Here is a 17,769-nt window from a genome sequence, read left to right as displayed (position 1 = left end):
GGCGGCGGACGTCGTGCGTGCGGGATCAGCGAGGGTGCCGAGGAGCCCACATCGCCCACCTCGGACCTCGCAGGCATTCCCCTCCCCTTCCGCCCCTGGGGACGCAGCGCCCGCCACACAGTGCGGGGTGGCAGCCGGGCGAACCTTCTTCGACTATGGCCCGCGACCGCCGGGTCGCGGGCCTTTTTCACATTGTTTCCCGGCGCTGGACCCAGCCGGAATGACGATCACCAATAGTTCGGCAAAGGACATGCGATGACAATTCGGGGCCGACCGGGAACGGGACTTCCGGTCATCTTCAACCCCTTGTGCACAAGGCGATCTTCAGGCGATGCGGCAGCAGTGGAACCGGACGAAACTCGCTTGGGAATCCGTACGGCTCTTGTGTCGAACCCCGATGGAATGCGCCCTACCAAATGCGCAGGTGTGGAATTCCCGTCCGGACGAGGAAACGTGCGTCGTCAGGAATTCGCGCACCTGTGAGGCCGTAAGAAGGAGCCTCAGTCAGGGCGATCGTCCCGGTCCGGCCGGCGCCGGAACATCCCCTCCCAGCGCTCACGCGGCAGGTGACCCTCGCGCGGTGCGTACTCGTCCCGCACCTCGTGTTCTTCGTCCGCTCGGCGACCCTCGTCCGCGGGGTCGTCGCCGTACGCCGGCTCGTCGCGCGACACGTCCTCGCCGACCGCCGGCCCGTCGCCGAACGAGAGATCGTCGCGCACCGAGGCGTCGCGGGCCAGGTCGTCGCGTACGACAGGTTCGACAAAGGGGGGCGGCTCGTCGCCGATGGCGCCCGGACCGGCCGGGCCACGCGGCAGACCGGGCGGCTCCGGCGCCTCGCGGCCGGCGAACGCCGCCACGTCCGGCAGCCCCGTCGAGCGGGCCAGCCGCGCGCGAAGCTCCTCACCGACCCGCGTACCGATCTCGTCCACCCCGAAGTCCGGCCGGCGAAGGGAGGTCGTGGCGTCGCGTTGTTCCTGGGAGAGCTCGGGTCCGCAGTCGCCCAGCCGCGGGCTGCCCGGGTCACGGGGGTCGACGAGCACGAACGCCGTCGGCGACAGCGCCTGCAGGAACGCGGGCTCCACGCTGAACTCGTACACCCGCTGGTAGCCCATCGCCTGGCCCTCGGTGGTGGCGGACTGTTCGGAGCGGGTGGTTCCGGTGGTCGCCGACGTGCTCCGTCCGGTCGAGGTCGACGACTGATCCATCCTGGTGCGGGCGCCGGAGTCGTGCGGGAAGTCCATCAGCGCGCCGTAGTGGTACTCCCGGCTGCGCGACCACTGCTTTCCGCTCGTCTTCGCCTGCTGGTCGCTCACGCTGTCGGCCCGGGACGTGCCGATCGTGGTGGCCAGGGCGGCGCTGCGCGACACCGTGAACTGGCTCAGCACCAGCCGGTGGTCGCGGCCGATGAACGCCGCTGCCTGCTCGGCCTCCCGCGCGTTGCCGAGCCGCAGGAACATCACCGCCTCGCCGCCGCCGAGCACCTCCACCGCGTCCTCGCGCAGGTGCCGGAAGAGCAGCACGAGGCGGACACCACGGCGGCGGGCGAGCCGGTCCAGGCGTTCGAGGTGCGTACGACGGAACCGGTCCGCGCCGACCAGCGCCACCACCTGGCCGGACCACGTGTCACCTTCCTCCTCACCACGCTCGGCACGCAGGCGGTACAGCAGCACCTGGAACACCACGTGGGCGAGCAGGTCGCCGGCGAGGTCGCCGACGCGTTCGGACAGCTCCCAGACCTTCAGGGCGGGAGCTGCGGCCGCGCCGGGCGACGACTCCGCCCGGGATTCGGACTCCAGCGCCGCGAGCCGCCGCAACGCCGCGGCCAGCCGGAACAACCGGGCCTCGGTGGACCGCCGGGCGCCCTCGCCCAGCAGGCCGGCCAGCCGGTCGTACTCCTCCCGCGTCAGGTCCTGCGGGCACGCCTCCTGGTAGGCGACCACGCGGACCGACGCGTGCAGCCGGGTGAAGGTCAGCGGGCCGCGCAGGCAGCCGCAGACCTGCTCGATCAGCGTGGCGTCCAGGGTGCGGTCACCGCCCGGGCCGCGTTCGCGTTCGGTCACGTGCACCGCCTCCGCGACCACCCCGCCGACGTCCTCCGCGGACAGTCCGGCGAGCAGGTCGAGCGCGGCCAGGCCGTCGGGAAGCAGAACCTCCTCGACCTCCCGGCGATCCTCGCGCGCCCGCCGGGTCACCGGGTGGGAGATCCCGTCCTGGGACAGGTCCACCACCGTGATCTGGGCACCGGTGTCCAGCAGCGAACCCGCCACGCTCAGCAGCAACGCGCCCGCGCCCTCGGGATCACCGCCGTAGACGTCGACGCGATGCGTGGTCACCGGACGCACCGGCTCCCAGCGCTGGGGGCGTTCGGCGGCCGAGCGGACGCGTTCGTGTTCTGCCCGCCGGCGTGCCCAGTCGCGGGTCTGGGCGAGCACCGGACCCTGGTCGGCGAGTACGGTCCGCCGCCAGCGGCGGTAGCGCAGGTCGCTCCACCACGGCAGGGCGAGCGGCCGGACGGTGAAGTAGCCGACGACTGCCGTACCCACGCCGAGCGTCCCGGTCGTCCAGTGCCCGACGTCGCCGGACAGCGCCGTGGACATCCAGGTCGCACCGCCGCACAGGGCGAGCCCGCAGACCCGGCGTACGTGCGACCACCAGCCCAGCGGGGTGCGGTCGCGGCGACCGGCCAGCCTGGTCAGCCACGGCGCGTCGGCGGGCGGGAGTCCGGGCGGCTGGTCGGCGAACGGCCGCGGCGGGGCCACCTCGGGTGCCCGCAGCTCCCAGCCCCACCGCTCGCCGATCACCGGTCCGCGTCCCGGTCGGCGCCGCCGTCCGGCCTGGCCGGCCAGTCGGCGAACAACCCGGCGCCCGAACCCAGCTCGGCCAGCTCGCGTTCGGCCCGGGCCGACTCCTCCGCCGCGACCCGGCCGCGCTCGTCCCGCTCGGCGTCGTCGGCGGGAGCGAACCTGCGCGCACATCCGCAGCAGTGGAGGACGCCGTACGCCGACCATTCGCCGCAGCCGCCGCAGTGCCGGCACTCCAGCCAGGTACGGCGTTCCTCGATCACCTGGCGGAGGGCGACCGCGCGTTCCCAGCGTTCGCGGCTCTGCGCCAGCACCCGCGACAGGTCAGCGTCGGGCAACGTCCGCGCACCGGCCGCCCGCGCGGCGTCCACCACCCGGCGCAGCGCCCGGCGGGCCCGGATGGACGCCGCCTGCTCCGGCCCCACGGTGACCACCAGTGGGTACCACCCGAGGACCACCAGCAGCAGCGAGTCGCCGCCCGGATGCCTCCACTGCCGGCGCAGCACCGGCAGCCCGGGCTCGGCGTCGGCCTCGGCGTTGACCACCTGCCAGGTGCGGTCGCCCCGCCCGGGCCGGATCTCGCCGGTGCCGCTGTCGTGTCCGTCATCTCCGTGATCTGTGTCGCGGCCGGCCTGGCCGCGTACCGCCCGGTCGAGGAGCTCGCGATGGCGCTCGTCCAGGTGCGGAACGGGCAAAACCAGATGCGCGTACGAACGACCGACCCACGGCTTGCGGGCGGACTCGCGGTCGGAGCTGCGAGCGGAGTCTGCCGTGCCCCGGACGAGCGAGCGCGGCAGACCGGCCGGTCGGCCGCGCGCCGGCGTGTGGGTCACCCCGGTCTTCATCCGCCTCACCCCGTGACGAAGCCGGCCGTCGGGCCGTGGCGGCGGCCTGGCCGGCCGGTGAAGCGCCAGGGCCCGACGGCGAGGAACTTTCGCACAAGGTACCCCGATTTCGGCCCGCACGAGACGTATGACCGGCCTGTCGGGGAGACCCGCCGGGAGGGCTGCGAAGCATCCGCGCGAGTGTCCCGAACGGCCCGGCCGGGCGCCGTGACAGCAGGGTCGGACACCGCGCCGACAGGTGCTCGGGAGCGCCTCGGAGGCGGCTTGACAGAGGGTCACAGGTGCACGAGGCTGCCCGGGACCAAGCGGTCAAACCTTCGCAATCCAACAGCTTTTCGCAGGTGGGAGGAACGTTCGATGAAGGACGTCCAGAAGGGCCGGAAGTCATGGCTGGAGCGGCTCACCTCGCCGCCTGAGGAGGGCGAGGACAACGAGCAGTACGACGACCAGACCCAGGCGTTCCAGCCGTTCCCGCCCGACGGTGGGCCGCGGGAGGGGAGCTCGGGTGACGAGCACCCGGAGGACCAGCGCCCCGAGGACCGGCGACCAGAGGACCGCGGCGGCCAGGACCACTCCCCCGAGTACGGCCGGCGGCCCGAGCCGGGCCACGACCAGGAGCGCCAGGCGTTCGGTCCCGGACCGCACCAGCAGGGATCCCGGGTCGCCGGCGCCGAGGGCAGGCAGCCGGACGACTTCGATGCCGCGTTCCACCCGCGCGGACTCCGTACTCCCCCCAGCGACTTCCGCACCGGGCCGCAGGATCGGGTTCGCTCGATGGGCCGGTCCCCGCAGGCACCCGGTGCGTTCCGCCCCGCAGGCGGCGACGCGGAGGCATCCGAGCGGCCGGGGTTCCGGCGCACCCAGCCAGGCTCGGTAGGTGAGCCCGCCTGGGGCGGTGAGCCGCCGCAGGCTCCCGGCGGTGGCGCGTTCGGGCGGCACGACGCCGAGCGGCCCGAAACCGGGCCGGACGACGCCGAGCACCGCGAGACCGAACGAACCGACGCCGAGCGTCCCGAGACCGGGCCGGCCGACGTGAGCCGACCCGACCCGGACCGACCGGACACCGACCGGCCCGACACCGGGCTCGGCGAGCCGCAGGGCCACGCACCGGCGGACCGCGAACAGGAGGCAGCAGTGGACGAGGTGACCGAGCGCCCGTTCACCGGCCGGGCCGACTCGCCCGAAACAACCGGACGCGAGCGGGACAGCTGGGCCCGGCCGGCCGGAGACCACAGCTCCGCGGTCGCGGACTCGAAGCCGGGCCGTGACCGCCAGGACGGCCCGGACAGCTCCGATGGCCCAGATGTCCCGGCTCTTCCGGACACTTCGGACGTTCCGAACCACTCGTACGGCTCGGACGAGTCGGACCGGCAGTTCGGCGACCGCGCCGGAACCGACCGGGACGACGCGCTGCCCAGCGGCATCGGTTCGGACGAGGGGCTCGCAGGCGACGGCGCCGGCCCGGACGACTCGGTGAACGGCCATGCGGAGCGGGACGACGCCGAACACCGGCGCCGGATCGACGATCTCCAGCAGCGGTGGCTGGACGCCCAGGCCAAGCTCCTGGACGACCCGCGCGACGCCGCGCACGAGGCCGGCCTGCTGGTCGGTGAGGCCATGGTGTTCGTCACCTCGACGTTCACCGAGCACCGGGAGCGGATCGAGCGCGACTGGCGCGACGACGCCGATCTCGGCACCGACGAGCTACTGTCGATCATGCGCCGTTACCGCAGCTTGTTCCGGTCTGTCCTGGCGGCCTCGGAACTTCCCGAGGACCGCCGCTGACCAGGGCCGAAACCGGCTTCGACGACACCGTGTGGGCGGCTGCCCACACGGTGTCGTCGCCCGCGGTCCGGCTCGTAACCAAAACCACTGCTCCGGGACCAACGGAGTTGAAGTCGGCGACTAGGCTTGGTTCCCGGAAGCCGAACAATCGGTCCAAACGATCATGGTGAGCGGAAGAGGCGATCAACGCCGTGGCGTCCCAGTCCTCGCACAACGACCCGCTGTCCCAGTTCGGGACGAACGAGTGGCTCGTCGACGAGATGTACCAGCGCTACCTGAACGACCCTGACTCCGTGGACAAGGCCTGGCTGGCCTTCTTCCGCGACTACCAGCCCGACCGCAACGGCAGTGGCGCCGACGCGGGCACGGATGGTGGCTCGGCCAAGGCCAAGGGGTCCGGTGGCGCGTCCGGGACGAACGGCACCTCGGCCGCACCCGCGAAGGCGGCTCCCGCGAAGGCGGCTCCCGCGAAGGCGGCCCCCGCCAAGTCCGCGCCGGGCAACGCTCCTGCCGGAAAGTCCGCGCCGGAGAAGCCCGCGCCCGCCAAGCAGGCCCCTGCCAAGGCGGCCCCTGCCAAGCCTGCCGCCGCCAAGCCGGCGGCTGCCAAGCCCGTCGCCGGCAAGCCCTCCGCCCCGGCGGCGGAGACCAAGGCGGCCGAGCCGGAGCTCGTCACCCTGCGCGGTGCCGCCGCCCGTACGGCCAAGAACATGGACGAGAGCCTGGCCGTCCCGACCGCGACGAGCGTGCGTCAGGTGCCGGTGAAGCTGCTCATCGACAACCGCATCGTCATCAACAACCACCTCGCCCGCTCCCGCGGCGGCAAGGTCAGCTTCACCCACCTCATCGGCTACGCGATCGCCAAGGCGGTCCGGTCGATGCCGGAGATGAACCACGGCTTCACCGAGGTCGACGGCAAGCCCACCCTGGTCAAGCCGCCGCACCTGGCGCTCGGCCTGGCGATCGACATCCAGAAGCCCGACGGCACCCGGCAGCTGCTGGTCCCCAACATCAAGGGCGCCGAGACGCTCGACTTCGCGTCGTTCTGGAGCGCGTACGAAGACGTCGTACGCCGCGCACGGAACAACAAGCTCACCGTCGAGGACTTCCGGGGCACCTCGATCAGCCTCACCAACCCGGGCACGATCGGCACCAGCCACTCGGTCCCCCGGCTGATGGCCGGGCAGGGCGCGATCATCGGCGTCGGCGCGATGGAGTACCCCGCCGCCTACCAGGGTGCCGCCGAGGAGACGATGAACCGTCTCGCGGTGAGCAAGGTGATGACGCTCACCTCCACCTACGACCACCGGGTGATCCAGGGCGCGCAGTCCGGTGAGTTCCTCCGCCGGGTGCACCAGCTGCTGCTCGGCGACGAGGACTTCTACGACGAGATCTTCGCCGCGCTGCGGATCCCGTACGAGCCGGTGCGCTGGGTGTCCGACATCCCGACCTCGCACGACGACGAGATCGGCAAGCAGGCCCGGGTGCTGGAGCTCATCCACGCCTACCGCGTGCGCGGGCACCTGATCGCCGACACCGACCCGCTCGACTACAAGGTCCGCCGGCACGAGGACCTCGACGTGGTGACCCACGGCCTGACGCTGTGGGACCTCGACCGCGAGTTCGCCACCGGCAGCTTCGGCGGCGGCAAGCGGTTCATGATGCTGCGGCACATTCTGGGGCTGCTGCGCGACGCCTACTCCCGCACCGTCGGCATCGAGTACATGCACATGCAGGAGCCGGACGAACGGCGCTGGATCCAGGACCGCGTGGAGCGTCCCCAGGACCGGCTGCCGCAGCAGGAGCAGCTCCGCATCCTGTCCAAGCTCAACCAGGCCGAGGCGTTCGAGACCTTCCTGCAGACGAAGTACGTCGGCCAGCGGCGGTTCAGCCTCGAGGGCGGCGAGTCGACGATCGCGCTGCTGGACGAGGTGTGCGAGCAGGCCGCGATGGCGGGCCTGGACGAGGTCACGATCGGAATGGCCCACCGCGGCCGGCTCAACGTCCTGGCCAACATCGCCGGCAAGCGGGCCGCGCACATCTTCCGCGAGTTCGAGGGCAACATCGACCCGCGGACGATCCAGGGCTCCGGCGACGTGAAGTACCACCTCGGCGCGGAGGGCGAGTTCTCCGCGGACAGCGGCGCCAAGATCAAGGTGTCGGTGGCCGCGAACCCCTCCCACCTGGAGGCGGTCGACCCGGTACTGGAGGGCATCGCCCGGGCCAAGCAGGACCTCCTCAACCGCGGCCTGGAGTTCCCGGTCCTTCCGGTGCTCGTGCACGGTGACGCGGCGTTCGCCGGCCAGGGCGTGGTGGCGGAGACGCTCAACCTCTCCCAGCTGCGCGGTTACCGCACCGGCGGGACGATCCACGTGATCGTCAACAACCAGGTCGGCTTCACCACCTCGCCCACGGCGTCGCGTTCCTCGACCTACTGCACCGACGTCGCGCGGATGATCCAGGCGCCGATCTTCCACGTCAACGGCGACGACCCCGAGGCGTGCATCCGGGTGGCCCGGCTGGCGTTCGAGTACCGCCAGACGTTCCACAAGGACGTCGTGATCGACGTCATCTCCTACCGCCGCCGGGGCCACAACGAGACCGACGACCCGTCGTTCACCCAGCCGAAGATGTACGACCTGATCGAGGGCAAGCGCTCGGTCCGCAAGCTCTACACCGAGGCTCTGATCGGGCGCGGCGACATCTCCGTCGAGGAGGCCGAGCAGGCCCTCCGCGACTACCAGGAACGCCTGGAGCGGGTGTTCGCCGAGGTGCGGGCCGCCAAGAACGCGCCGTCCGACGACTACCTCACCGCCCCGGACTACCCCGGGAAGCCGGCCGCCGAGGCCGACACCTCGGTGTCGCTGGAGACGCTGAAGCGGATCGCGGACGCGCACGTGTCGACGCCGGAGGGGTTCACCGTCCACCCGAAGGTGCTGCCGCAGCTGCAGCGCCGGGCGGCGGCCATCACCGACGGCCCGATCGACTGGGCGACCGCGGAGATCATCGCGTTCGGCTCCCTGCTGATGGCGGGCCGGCCGGTCCGGCTGGCCGGGCAGGACAGCCGGCGGGGCACGTTCGTCCAGCGGTTCGCCACCATCGTCGACCGGCACACCGGCGAGGAGTGGAGCCCGCTCCAGCACCTCGACGAGGACCAGGGGCCGTTCTACATCTACGACTCCCTCCTCAGCGAGTTCGCCGCGATGGGCTTCGAGTACGGCTACTCCGTGGCCCGGCCGGACGCGCTGGTGCTGTGGGAGGCGCAGTTCGGCGACTTCCACAACGGTGCCCAGACCATCATCGACGAGTTCATCTCCGCCGGTGAGGCCAAGTGGGGCCAGCTGTCCGGTGTCGTGCTGCTGCTGCCGCACGGATACGAAGGCCAGGGGCCCGACCACTCCTCCGGCCGGATCGAGCGGTTCCTGCAGCTCGCCTCCGACGACTCGATGACCGTCGCCCAGCCGTCCTCCCCGGTCAACTACTTCCACCTGCTGCGCTGGCACAGCCTGGGCGCGGTGCACCGGCCGATGATCGTCTTCACCCCGAAGTCGATGCTGCGGAGCAAGGCGGCGACCAGCCGGCCGGAGGAGTTCACCAAGGGTCGGTTCCTCCCGGTGATCGGCGACGACACCGTGGATCCGGGCAACGTCGAACGCGTCGTCATGTGCTCGGGCAAGATCGCCTGGGAGCTGCTGGCCGAGCGCAAGCGGCGCGAGGGCGCGGAGCCGCGCACCGCGATCGTCCGGGTGGAGCAGCTGAGCCCCCTGCCGGCCGAGGCGCTCCGGGTGGAGCTGGCGAAGTTCGACGGGGCCAGCGACCTGGTGTGGGCGCAGGACGAGCCGTCGAACCAGGGTGCCTGGCCGCACATGGCGCTCAACTTCTTCCCTCATCTCGGCCAGTCCGTCCGGCTCGCCGCCAGGCCCGCCTCGGCGGCACCGGCCGTCGGCTCGGGTGCGGTGCACAAGACCGAGCAGGCGTCGCTGTTCGACAACGTGTTCGGCCAGGACAGGTCCTGATCCGCCGGACGCCGGCGGCACCCGCGTACGCAGACCGGAGTTCGTAGCCACGATGTACTTCACCGACCGCGGCATCGAGGAACTGACCGACCGCCGGGGCGACGACGAGGTGTCGCTCGCCTGGCTGGCCGGACGGCTGCAGGAGTTCGTCGATCTCAACCCCGAGTTCGAGACGCCGATCGAGCGGCTGGCCACCTGGCTGGCCCGGCTGGACGACGAGGACGAGTGAGCACCGGCCTGTCCGACCGGCGGGTGGTCCGCCGGGCGGTGCGCCGCGAGAGCGCGGACATCGATCCGGAGGCCTGGCCGTACACCCTCCCGGCGGTCGCACAGGTGCTCCGCGACGGGCTGGACCTCGCGCCGGGGGTGACGTTCCGCCGTACCTCCTTACTACGACTGGACCGTGAAGACGACCTTGCCGAAGAGGTCGCCGTCGGCCATCGCCGCCAGCCCGTCCTTCACCTGCGACAACGGCAGCACCCGGTCGATCACCGGCCGGACGCCGGACTGGTCGCACAGCCGGAGCAGCGCGGCAAGCTCGTCCCGGGTACCCATCGTCGAGCCGACCACCCGCAGGCCGAGGTAGAAGATCCGGTTCAGCTCGGCCGGCGGGTTCGGACCACTGGTGGCACCCGAGCACACCAGCGTCCCGCCCGGTCGCAGCGCCTTCAGCGAGTGGCTCCAGGTGGCCTCGCCGACCGTCTCCATCACCGCGTCGACCCGCTCGGGCAGCCGGGCTCCGGACTCGAACGCGGCGTCCGCGCCCAGCGTGTCCACCGCGCGCGCCCGCTTGGCCTCGTCCCGTCCGGTCACCCAGACCCGCAGGCCGGCGGCCTTGCCGAGCACCACCAGCGCGGTCGACACGCCACCCCCGGCGCCCTGGACCAGGACCGTGTCGCCGGGCCGCAGGCCGGACTGGGTGAACAGCATGCGGTACGCCGTCAGCCACGAGGTGGGCAGGCAGGCCGCCTCCTCGAACGACAGCGAGGCGGGCTTGGGCAGGAGGTTGGCGCGGGGCACCGCCACCTGTTCGGCGAACGTGCCCGGGTGCCGCTCGGACAGCAGCGAACGCCGCGGGTCGAGCGTCTCGTCACCTCGCCAGTGCGGGTCGCCGACGACCGCGTGCACGACGACCTCGTTGCCGTCCTCGTCCACCCCGGCGGCGTCGCAGCCGAGGATCATCGGGAGCTGCTTCTCGGCCAGGCCGACACCGCGCAGGGACCACAGGTCGTGGTGGTTCAGCGCGGTGGCCCGGACGTCGACCCGCACCCAGTCCGGCGCCGGTTGCGGCTCGGGGCGCTCACCCCACTCCAGTGCGGACAGCGGGTCACGGGCGTCGAGTCGTGCGGCGTAGGCGGCTAACACGTTCCGACCCTACCGACGCGGGCCGGGTGGCGTCAGCCGGTCGCGACCCGGCACCCGCACCGCATCCGCACCAGCGCGCCGACTCAGCGCCGGGCGAGTCCCTCCGCGCGGGCCGCGTCGGCGACCGCCGCCGCCACCGCGGGCACCACCCGGGCGTCGAACGGCGAGGGGATGATCCGGTCGGCGGCGAGGTCGGTTCCGACCAGCCCGGCCAGCGCCTGGGCCGCGGCCAGCTTCATGGCCTCGCTGATCCCGCTGGCCCGTACGTCCAGCGCTCCCCGGAACACCCCCGGGAAGGCCAGCACGTTGTTGATCTGGTTGGGGTAGTCCGAACGCCCGGTGGCCACCACCGCGGCATGCCGGGCGGCGACCTCCGGATGCACCTCGGGCGTCGGGTTGGCCAGCGCGAACACGATCGCGTCCGGCGCCATCGCGGCCACCAGGTCCTCCTCGACCTGCCCGCCCGACACGCCGATGAAGACGTCGGCGCCGGCGAGGACGTCCGACAGCGGGCCGCTCACCCCGGTGGGGTTCGTGGTCAGCGCCAGCGTCTGCTTGATCGGGTTGAGATCGGTCCGTCCGGGGTGCAGCGCACCGCCGCGGTCGGTCACCACGATGTTGACCACGCCGGCCGCGAGCAGGATGGCCGCGACCGCGACGCCGGCCGCGCCCGCACCGGAGATGACCACCCGGATGTCCACCGGCTTGCGGCGCGTCAGCTCGAGGGCGTTGGTGAGTGCTGCCAGGACGACGATCGCCGTGCCGTGCTGGTCGTCGTGGAAGACCGGGATGTCCAGCCGGTCCCGAAGTCGTCGTTCGACCTCGAAACACCGGGGTGCGGAGATGTCCTCCAGGTTGATGCCGCCGAACGCCGGCGCGATCCGGGCCACGGTCTCCACGAGCTCGTCGACGTCGGTGCAGTCAAGGCAGATGGGTACGGCGTCCACCCCGCCGAACTTCTTGAACAGCAGGGCCTTGCCCTCCATCACCGGGAGCGCAGCCTTCGGCCCGATGTCACCCAGTCCGAGCACCGCCGTGCCGTCGGTGACGACCGCGACCGAACGGGACTTCCAGGTGTAGTCGTGGACGAGTTCGGGCGATTCGGCGATCGCGGTGCAGACCCGGGCGACACCCGGGGTGTAGGCGAGGGAGAGGTCGTCGCGGCCACGCAACGGCACCGCCGAGGCGACCTCGAGCTTGCCGCCGCGGTGGAACGGGAACGCCGGATCCTCCTCACCGCCCATCGGCACCGCGGGCGGCGGAGCCGGATTCGACGGCGAAAGTCCGGACACGGACGAGTCTGTCAAGGAGTCTGTCGACATGAGGACCCTGCGGGTTGGAAGGGAGAACGGACCGGATCGTGGCGGGGGCACGCGTTCGGTGCCCGGCCGGCGCACGAGAAAGACGAGATCGCGGCGGCGACGGGAGGGTCCGGGTCGGTCGCTGCGTCGAACGGGGATCACCCGTATCAGAGGAGTCTGTCATACCATGTTCGGCCTCGCGGGGGACAACGCGAACTCGCGGGACCCCGCGGTAGTCCGCACCAGCAGTTCACACGCAAAGGACGTGCCATGCCCAGGCAGTTCACCCGCCTCGCGACCACCTCGTGCGCGGTGCTCGTCGCCGCCGCGACCGTGCTCGCCGGCTGTGGCAGCAGCAGCCAGTCCGGTTCGGCCACCAAACCGACCGTCACCACCAAGGCCGACAGCAAGCTCGCCGCGATGGTGCCGCAGGAGATCAAGGCGGACAAGAAGATCAGGGTCGGCACCGACGCGTCCTACGCGCCGAACGAGTTCATGGACGCCGACGGCAAGACGGTGATCGGCATGGACGTCGAGCTGTACGACGCGATCGCCGCCAAGCTGGGCTTGCGGGTCGACTGGGTGCCCAGCGAGTTCGGGAACATCCTGCCCGCGGTGCAGTCGGGCAAGTACGAAGCGGGCGTGTCGTCGTTCACGATCAACCCCGAACGCACCAAGCAGGTGCTGATGATCTCCTACTTCAACTCCCCCATTCAGTGGGTCACGGAGAAGGGCAACCCCAAGAAGGTCAGCATCGACAGCGCCTGCGGTCTGCAGGTCGGGGTGCAGAAGGACACCGTCGAGGTGCCCGACCTGGAGGCCCGGTCGAAGAAGTGCGTCGCCGCCGGCAAGCCGAAGATCGGCGTGCAGGCGCTGCCCGGGCAGGACACCGTGACCAGCAACGTCGTCACCGGCAAGTACGACGCGATGACCGCCGACCTTCCGATCGCCGTGTACGCCGTGCGGCAGAGCCAGGGCAAGCTGGCCTTGCTCGGTGAGCCGTACGGCCAGGCACCGTACGGCTTCATCGTCGGAAAGGACCAGAAGAAGTTCGCCGACGCGATCGCCGCCGCCACCAAGGCGATCATCGACGACGGCACCTACGCCAAGATCCTGAAGAAGTGGGGCAACGAGAAGGGCGCCATCACCGCCGACCGGGTGAAGGTCGAGTCCGCCTCCTCATGAGCGAAGCACGCACCCAGACCCCGTCCGGGCAGGCGCACGACGTCGAGGCGGTCCCGGTCCGCCACCCGTGGCGGTGGGCCGCTAGCGCGGTCATCGTCGTACTCGCGGCGATGTTCGCGCACATGCTGCTCACGAACAAGGCGTTCCAGTGGGACTTCATGGCCCGCAACGCCTTCTCCGGGCCGGTCCTCGACGGCGCCCGCACCTCGATCGCACTCACGGTCGTGGCGATGGCGATCGGGATCGCGCTCGGCGTGGTGCTCGCGGTGATGCGGCTGTCGGTCAACCCGATCCTGTCCGGGATCGCGTGGCTGTACATCTGGTTCTTCCGTGCCGTACCCCGCGTCGTGCTGCTGGTGCTGTTCGGCAACCTCGGGATCCTCTACCGGCGGTTCGAGTTCGGCGTTCCGTTCGACTGGGCGCTGGCGGACCTGCTGGGGGTGGACCTCGGCGGACGGCTGTTCGGTTTCGACGCGCGTACGGTCATCTCCGGCTTCGTCGCCGCCATCCTCGGCCTCGCACTGTCCGAGGCCGCCTACATGGCGGAGATCGTGCGCGCGGGCATCCAGTCGATCCCGCAAGGCCAGCTTGACGCGGCCGGGTCTCTCGGCATGTCCCGGGCGCTCACGCTGCGGCGGATCATCCTCCCGCAGGCGATGCGGGTGATCGTGCCGCCGACCGGCAACGAGACGATCGCGATGCTGAAGGACACCGCGCTGGTCGCCTACGTCCCCGCGTACGAACTCTGGTTCCAGTTACAGGGCATCGGCAGCCGTACGTTCCAAGTGTTCCCGATGCTTGTGGCCGCGTGCCTGTGGTATCTCGCGATGAGCAGTGTCCTGATGCTCGTCCAGCACTTCGTCGAACGACACTTCTCCCGCGGGGGGCCGTCCCGGTCGGGGCGGTCCACGGGTGCGGCCCGCACGACCTGGATGCGGCTCGGCCGCGGTGGGGCAGGTGGCTCATGACGACACCGGCGAGCACGAGCACCGACGGCACCGGGGGCGTGCCGAACACCGGGGAGATGGTGCGGGCCGAACAGGTACGCAAGCGCTTCGGCCGGCACGAGGTGCTCCGCGGCGTCGACCTCAGCGTCCCCACCGGCCAGGTGTGCTGCGTGATCGGGCCGTCGGGCTCGGGCAAGTCGACGTTCCTGCGCTGCATCAACCACCTGGAGAAGATCGACGGCGGCCGGCTGTGGGTCGACGGCGAGCTCGTGGGCTACCGCCAGCGCGGCACCCGGCTGCACGAGCTGAAGCCGAGCGAGGTGGCGGCGCAGCGCCGCGAGATCGGCATGGTCTTCCAGCAGTTCAACCTCTTCCCGCACATGAGCGCGGTGGAGAACGTCATGGAGGCGCCGGTACGCGTGCGACGTGAAGGGCGCTCGGCCGCCCGACAGCACGCAGAGCACCTGCTGGAGCGGGTGGGACTGCGCGACCACCTGCGCAAGCATCCCGCCCAGTTGTCCGGCGGCCAGCAACAGCGGGTGGCCATCGCCCGCGCGCTCGCCATGCGGCCGAAGCTGATGCTGTTCGACGAGCCGACGTCGGCGCTGGACCCCGAACTCGTGGGCGAGGTGTTGGAGGTGATGCGTCAACTCGCGCTGGACGGCATGACCATGGTCGTCGTCACGCACGAGATGGGGTTCGCCCGCGACGTCGCCGACAGCGTGGTGTTCATGGACGACGGCGTGGTGGTGGAGTCCGGCAGGCCGTCGGAGGTGCTCACCGACCCGCGCCACGATCGCACCCGCGCGTTCCTCCAGCGGGTCCTGCACACGCGCGCCGAGGAGGACCGGGCCGGCCGCTGACCTCAGCCCAGTCGTCCACCGCGGCGGGCGCGCACCCGGCGGGCGACGGCGTTGAGGAGCCGGAGCCGGCTGACCACGACGGCGACCAGGTCCTGCGGCGGAACCGCGCCGACCTGCCAGGAGTCGACACCTTCGTACGGGTTGTCCCGCTCCACCCACCAGCCCTCGGGTTCGCGGCGGACCAGCCGTTTCACCGACAGCGGACGGTGTGGCAACCGGACCAGCACAAGTGAACCCGGCCGGACGGGGACCTCCGGCTCCCCTGCCGTCCCGGTGCCGCCCGCCGCGCTCGTGTAGCGCACCACCAGCCGGTCTCCGTCCCGTAGCGTCGGCAGCATGGACCGGCCGCGTACGACGGCGATTCCGAACAGCGGCACAAGCTCCCCCGCTCACCAGTGTTTGAATGCGGTAGTAGTGTCACAAGACGTTGCAAGGGAACATAACCACCCAGACACGGTTGGGAAGGAAGGGCGAGGATGTTTTCGCGTCTGATCGCACCGGCAGTGGAAGTTTCGGCACACTGTGATCTGCCGTGCGGGGTGTACGACCCGGCCCAGGCACGGATCGAGGCCCAGTCCGTCAAGGCGATCATCGAGAAGCTCGAGGGCAACTCCGACCCCGACTTCCGGGTTCGGGCACTCTTGATCAAGGAGCAGCGGGCCGAGCTCGTCAAGCACCACCTGTGGGTGCTGTGGACCGACTACTTCAAGCCGCCGCACTTCGAGAAGTACCCGCAGCTGCACGCGCTCGTCAACGAGGCCACCAAGCTCGCCGGCGCCTCGGGCACCAAGGGCTCGGCCGACCTCAAGGCCGCCGACCAGCTGCTCGCCAAGATCGACGAGATCGCGGACATCTTCTGGGAGACCAAGAAGGCCTGAGCGCGTACGCCGACGGCGACCGCACAGAACAACGAACCGCATCGACCCCCGCGCCGCGGGAGCCGGTGCGGTTCGTGCTTTCCGACGGCGCGGCACCGACACACCGCGTCGACACGCCGCGCCGACGCGGTCCCAGCGCGGCACGGCAGCCACATCGCGTCGTCACATGCAGCGATGCGCTTTGCACTCCCCGTCGCCAAACCCGCCACCAGCAGGTAGTCTCCCGGCGTACGGTGGGGCTGTCGCGACCGAAGCCTGCGACCGAAGACCCGCCCGACAGGTTCGACCCCCTCGACGACGCGCACCCGGACCCTCGCGCGCACACCCGTCGAGCGCCCCCTGCAACCACCTGCGGAGGAACCCCCAGTGACCGAGGTACCGCACAGCGCCGAGGCGGAACACCGCGACCAGGACACCGACGTCGTGGAGCTCGGCGTACCCGCACGAACCGCGTACGTCTCGGTCCTGCGCACAACGGCGGCCGCACTGGCTGCCCGGCTCGACTTCACCCTCGACGAGATCGAGGATCTGCGCATCGCCGTCGACGAGGCGAGCGCACTCCTGCTCCACCAGGCAGTGGCCGGCTCGCAGCTGCAGTGCCGGTTCGAACTCTCCGGTGACGAGCTCACCGTCGCGGTGACGGTCCACTCGCGCAACCCGCGGGTGCCCGCCCGCAACTCCTTCTCCTGGACAGTGCTCACCGCACTCGCCGGCCAGGTCGACACCCTCGTCGAGCCCGAACACCAGCGGGCCACCGTCACGCTGACCAAGCGTGGCGAGACCGCGGGCCTGGCGCACCCATCGGGTGGCGCCGTCCGCACCCTCGACGACGCGCGCAACCAGCGCAGCCGAGGTCACCGTAAGCACACTGGCGAATCCGGTACGTCGCCCGAGGGCAGCGCCGCGTCCGGCGGCACCTCGGCGGAGTTACCGCCACGGGGAAGAGGCGCGGCAGAGAAATGATCGAACACCCAGTGACGCACGACTACGGGCCGGCACCGGAAGACCTGCCGGGCCTGGACCGGGTGCTCGACACCCGGACCCTCACCCGCGAGCTCTTCGCCCACCTCGGGCGCATCGACAGCGACGACCCGCGCCGGGGCAAGGTCCGCGACCGGCTCGTGGAGATGCACCTGCCACTGGTCGAGCATCTCGCCCGCAGGTTCCGCAACCGCGGCGAGCCGCTGGACGACCTGGTGCAGGTCGGCACGATCGGCCTGATCAAGTCGGTGGACCGGTTCGACGCCGAACGCGGCGTGGAGTTCTCCACGTACGCCACACCCACCATCGTCGGCGAGCTCAAGCGGCACTTCCGCGACCGCGGCTGGGCCATCCGGGTTCCCCGTCGGCTGCAGGAGCTGCGGCTGTCCCTCGCCACCGTGACCGGCGACCTCACCCAGGAGCTCGGCCGGGCACCGACGGTCGGCGAACTCTCCGGCAAACTCGGCGTGCGGGAGGAGGAGGTCCTCGAGGGGCTCGAGTCGGCCAACGCCTACAGCACCCTGTCCCTGGACGCACCAGACCAGGGACAAGACGACGCACCCGCGGTCGTGGACTCCCTCGGCAGCGAGGACGAGGCCTTGGAGGGCGTGGAGTACCGCGAGGCCCTCCGGCCACTGCTGTTGCAGCTTCCCGAGCGGGAGAAGCGCATCCTGCTGCTGCGCTTCTTCAAGGGGATGACGCAATCACAGATTGCCTCGGAGGTCGGCATCTCGCAGATGCACGTGTCCCGGTTGCTGTCGCGTACGCTCGCGCAACTTCGCGAACGCCTGTTGCAGGACTGAGG

14 protein-coding genes are annotated in these 17,769 nt (G+C 71.2%); 9 read left to right on the top strand and 5 right to left on the bottom strand.

Annotated elements, in window-relative coordinates; all coding sequences use genetic code 11:
* Positions 1 to 500: 500 nt before the first annotated feature.
* Together FHR37_RS03660 and FHR37_RS03655 are read right to left on the bottom strand one after the other, a co-directional pair.
* Positions 501 to 2,801: a hypothetical protein gene (locus tag FHR37_RS03660; protein WP_092887118.1), complete on the bottom strand. Its 2,301-nt coding sequence runs from the start codon at positions 2,799 to 2,801 to the stop codon at positions 501 to 503.
* Entirely contained in the window at positions 2,798 to 3,646 is an 849-nt protein-coding gene (locus tag FHR37_RS03655) for a hypothetical protein (protein ID WP_092887116.1), read from the bottom strand. The genes FHR37_RS03660 and FHR37_RS03655 overlap by 4 nt, the downstream gene beginning before the upstream one ends.
* Positions 3,647 to 4,003: 357 nt before the next feature.
* On the opposite strand from FHR37_RS03655, the gene FHR37_RS03650 reads away from it, so the two are divergent.
* From FHR37_RS03650 to FHR37_RS03640, 3 genes are all read left to right on the top strand, one after another.
* Positions 4,004 to 5,431, top strand: a complete 1,428-nt coding sequence (locus tag FHR37_RS03650) for a hypothetical protein (RefSeq protein WP_092887113.1) — start codon at positions 4,004 to 4,006, stop codon at positions 5,429 to 5,431.
* Between the two features lie 191 nt (positions 5,432 to 5,622).
* Positions 5,623 to 9,444, top strand: a complete 3,822-nt coding sequence (locus FHR37_RS03645; protein ID WP_092887110.1) for a multifunctional oxoglutarate decarboxylase/oxoglutarate dehydrogenase thiamine pyrophosphate-binding subunit/dihydrolipoyllysine-residue succinyltransferase subunit — start codon at positions 5,623 to 5,625, stop codon at positions 9,442 to 9,444.
* Between the two features lie 52 nt (positions 9,445 to 9,496).
* The gene (locus FHR37_RS03640) at positions 9,497 to 9,673 is read left to right on the top strand and encodes a DUF6104 family protein (protein ID WP_092887107.1); all 177 of its coding nucleotides are present in this window, start codon (positions 9,497 to 9,499) and stop codon (positions 9,671 to 9,673) included.
* Between the two features lie 161 nt (positions 9,674 to 9,834).
* Here FHR37_RS03640 and FHR37_RS03635 read toward each other — a convergent pair whose 3' ends face one another.
* Together FHR37_RS03635 and FHR37_RS03630 are read right to left on the bottom strand one after the other, a co-directional pair.
* The gene (locus tag FHR37_RS03635; protein ID WP_092887104.1) at positions 9,835 to 10,809 is read right to left on the bottom strand and encodes a zinc-binding dehydrogenase; all 975 of its coding nucleotides are present in this window, start codon (positions 10,807 to 10,809) and stop codon (positions 9,835 to 9,837) included.
* An 83-nt stretch (positions 10,810 to 10,892) separates the two neighbouring features.
* A complete protein-coding gene (locus tag FHR37_RS03630) occupies positions 10,893 to 12,053 on the bottom strand; it encodes an NAD(P)-dependent malic enzyme (RefSeq protein ID WP_237769016.1) in 1,161 nt (386 codons plus the stop codon).
* Between the two features lie 327 nt (positions 12,054 to 12,380).
* Between FHR37_RS03630 and FHR37_RS03625 the strand changes: the two genes are divergently transcribed.
* Genes FHR37_RS03625 through FHR37_RS03615 form a run of 3 tightly spaced genes read left to right on the top strand, consistent with a single transcriptional unit; the run spans position 12,381 to position 15,105 of the window.
* Positions 12,381 to 13,295: an ABC transporter substrate-binding protein gene (locus FHR37_RS03625; RefSeq protein ID WP_092887098.1), complete on the top strand. Its 915-nt coding sequence runs from the start codon at positions 12,381 to 12,383 to the stop codon at positions 13,293 to 13,295.
* Complete coding sequence (locus FHR37_RS03620; protein WP_092887095.1) at positions 13,292 to 14,263, top strand: amino acid ABC transporter permease; 972 nt, start codon at positions 13,292 to 13,294, stop codon at positions 14,261 to 14,263. The genes FHR37_RS03625 and FHR37_RS03620 overlap by 4 nt, the downstream gene beginning before the upstream one ends.
* Positions 14,260 to 15,105, top strand: coding sequence for an amino acid ABC transporter ATP-binding protein (locus FHR37_RS03615; protein ID WP_092887092.1), 846 nt, complete (start codon positions 14,260 to 14,262; stop codon positions 15,103 to 15,105). The genes FHR37_RS03620 and FHR37_RS03615 overlap by 4 nt, the downstream gene beginning before the upstream one ends.
* 2 nt (positions 15,106 to 15,107) lie before the next feature.
* Here the strand turns inward: FHR37_RS03615 and FHR37_RS03610 are convergent, their stop codons facing one another.
* A complete protein-coding gene (locus tag FHR37_RS03610) occupies positions 15,108 to 15,482 on the bottom strand; it encodes a S24 family peptidase (RefSeq protein WP_092887089.1) in 375 nt (124 codons plus the stop codon).
* A gap of 99 nt (positions 15,483 to 15,581) precedes the next feature.
* On the opposite strand from FHR37_RS03610, the gene sodN reads away from it, so the two are divergent.
* The 3 genes from sodN to FHR37_RS03595 all read left to right on the top strand — a co-directional run bounded on the left by sodN (position 15,582) and on the right by FHR37_RS03595 (position 17,767).
* The gene (gene sodN / locus FHR37_RS03605; RefSeq protein WP_092887086.1) at positions 15,582 to 15,983 is read left to right on the top strand and encodes a superoxide dismutase, Ni; all 402 of its coding nucleotides are present in this window, start codon (positions 15,582 to 15,584) and stop codon (positions 15,981 to 15,983) included.
* A gap of 366 nt (positions 15,984 to 16,349) precedes the next feature.
* Positions 16,350 to 16,946: an ATP-binding protein gene (locus tag FHR37_RS32890; protein WP_237769012.1), complete on the top strand. Its 597-nt coding sequence runs from the start codon at positions 16,350 to 16,352 to the stop codon at positions 16,944 to 16,946.
* The gene (locus tag FHR37_RS03595; protein WP_092887083.1) at positions 16,943 to 17,767 is read left to right on the top strand and encodes an RNA polymerase sigma factor SigF; all 825 of its coding nucleotides are present in this window, start codon (positions 16,943 to 16,945) and stop codon (positions 17,765 to 17,767) included. Before FHR37_RS32890 ends, FHR37_RS03595 begins: the two co-directional genes overlap by 4 nt.
* Positions 17,768 to 17,769 lie beyond the last annotated feature (2 nt).

The sequence above is a fragment of the Actinopolymorpha cephalotaxi genome (genome assembly GCF_013408535.1).
Lineage (GTDB): Bacteria > Actinomycetota > Actinomycetes > Propionibacteriales > Actinopolymorphaceae > Actinopolymorpha > Actinopolymorpha cephalotaxi.
The sequence above is the reverse complement of the archived record's forward strand: the minus strand, read 5'-3'. Positions and strand labels throughout refer to the sequence as shown.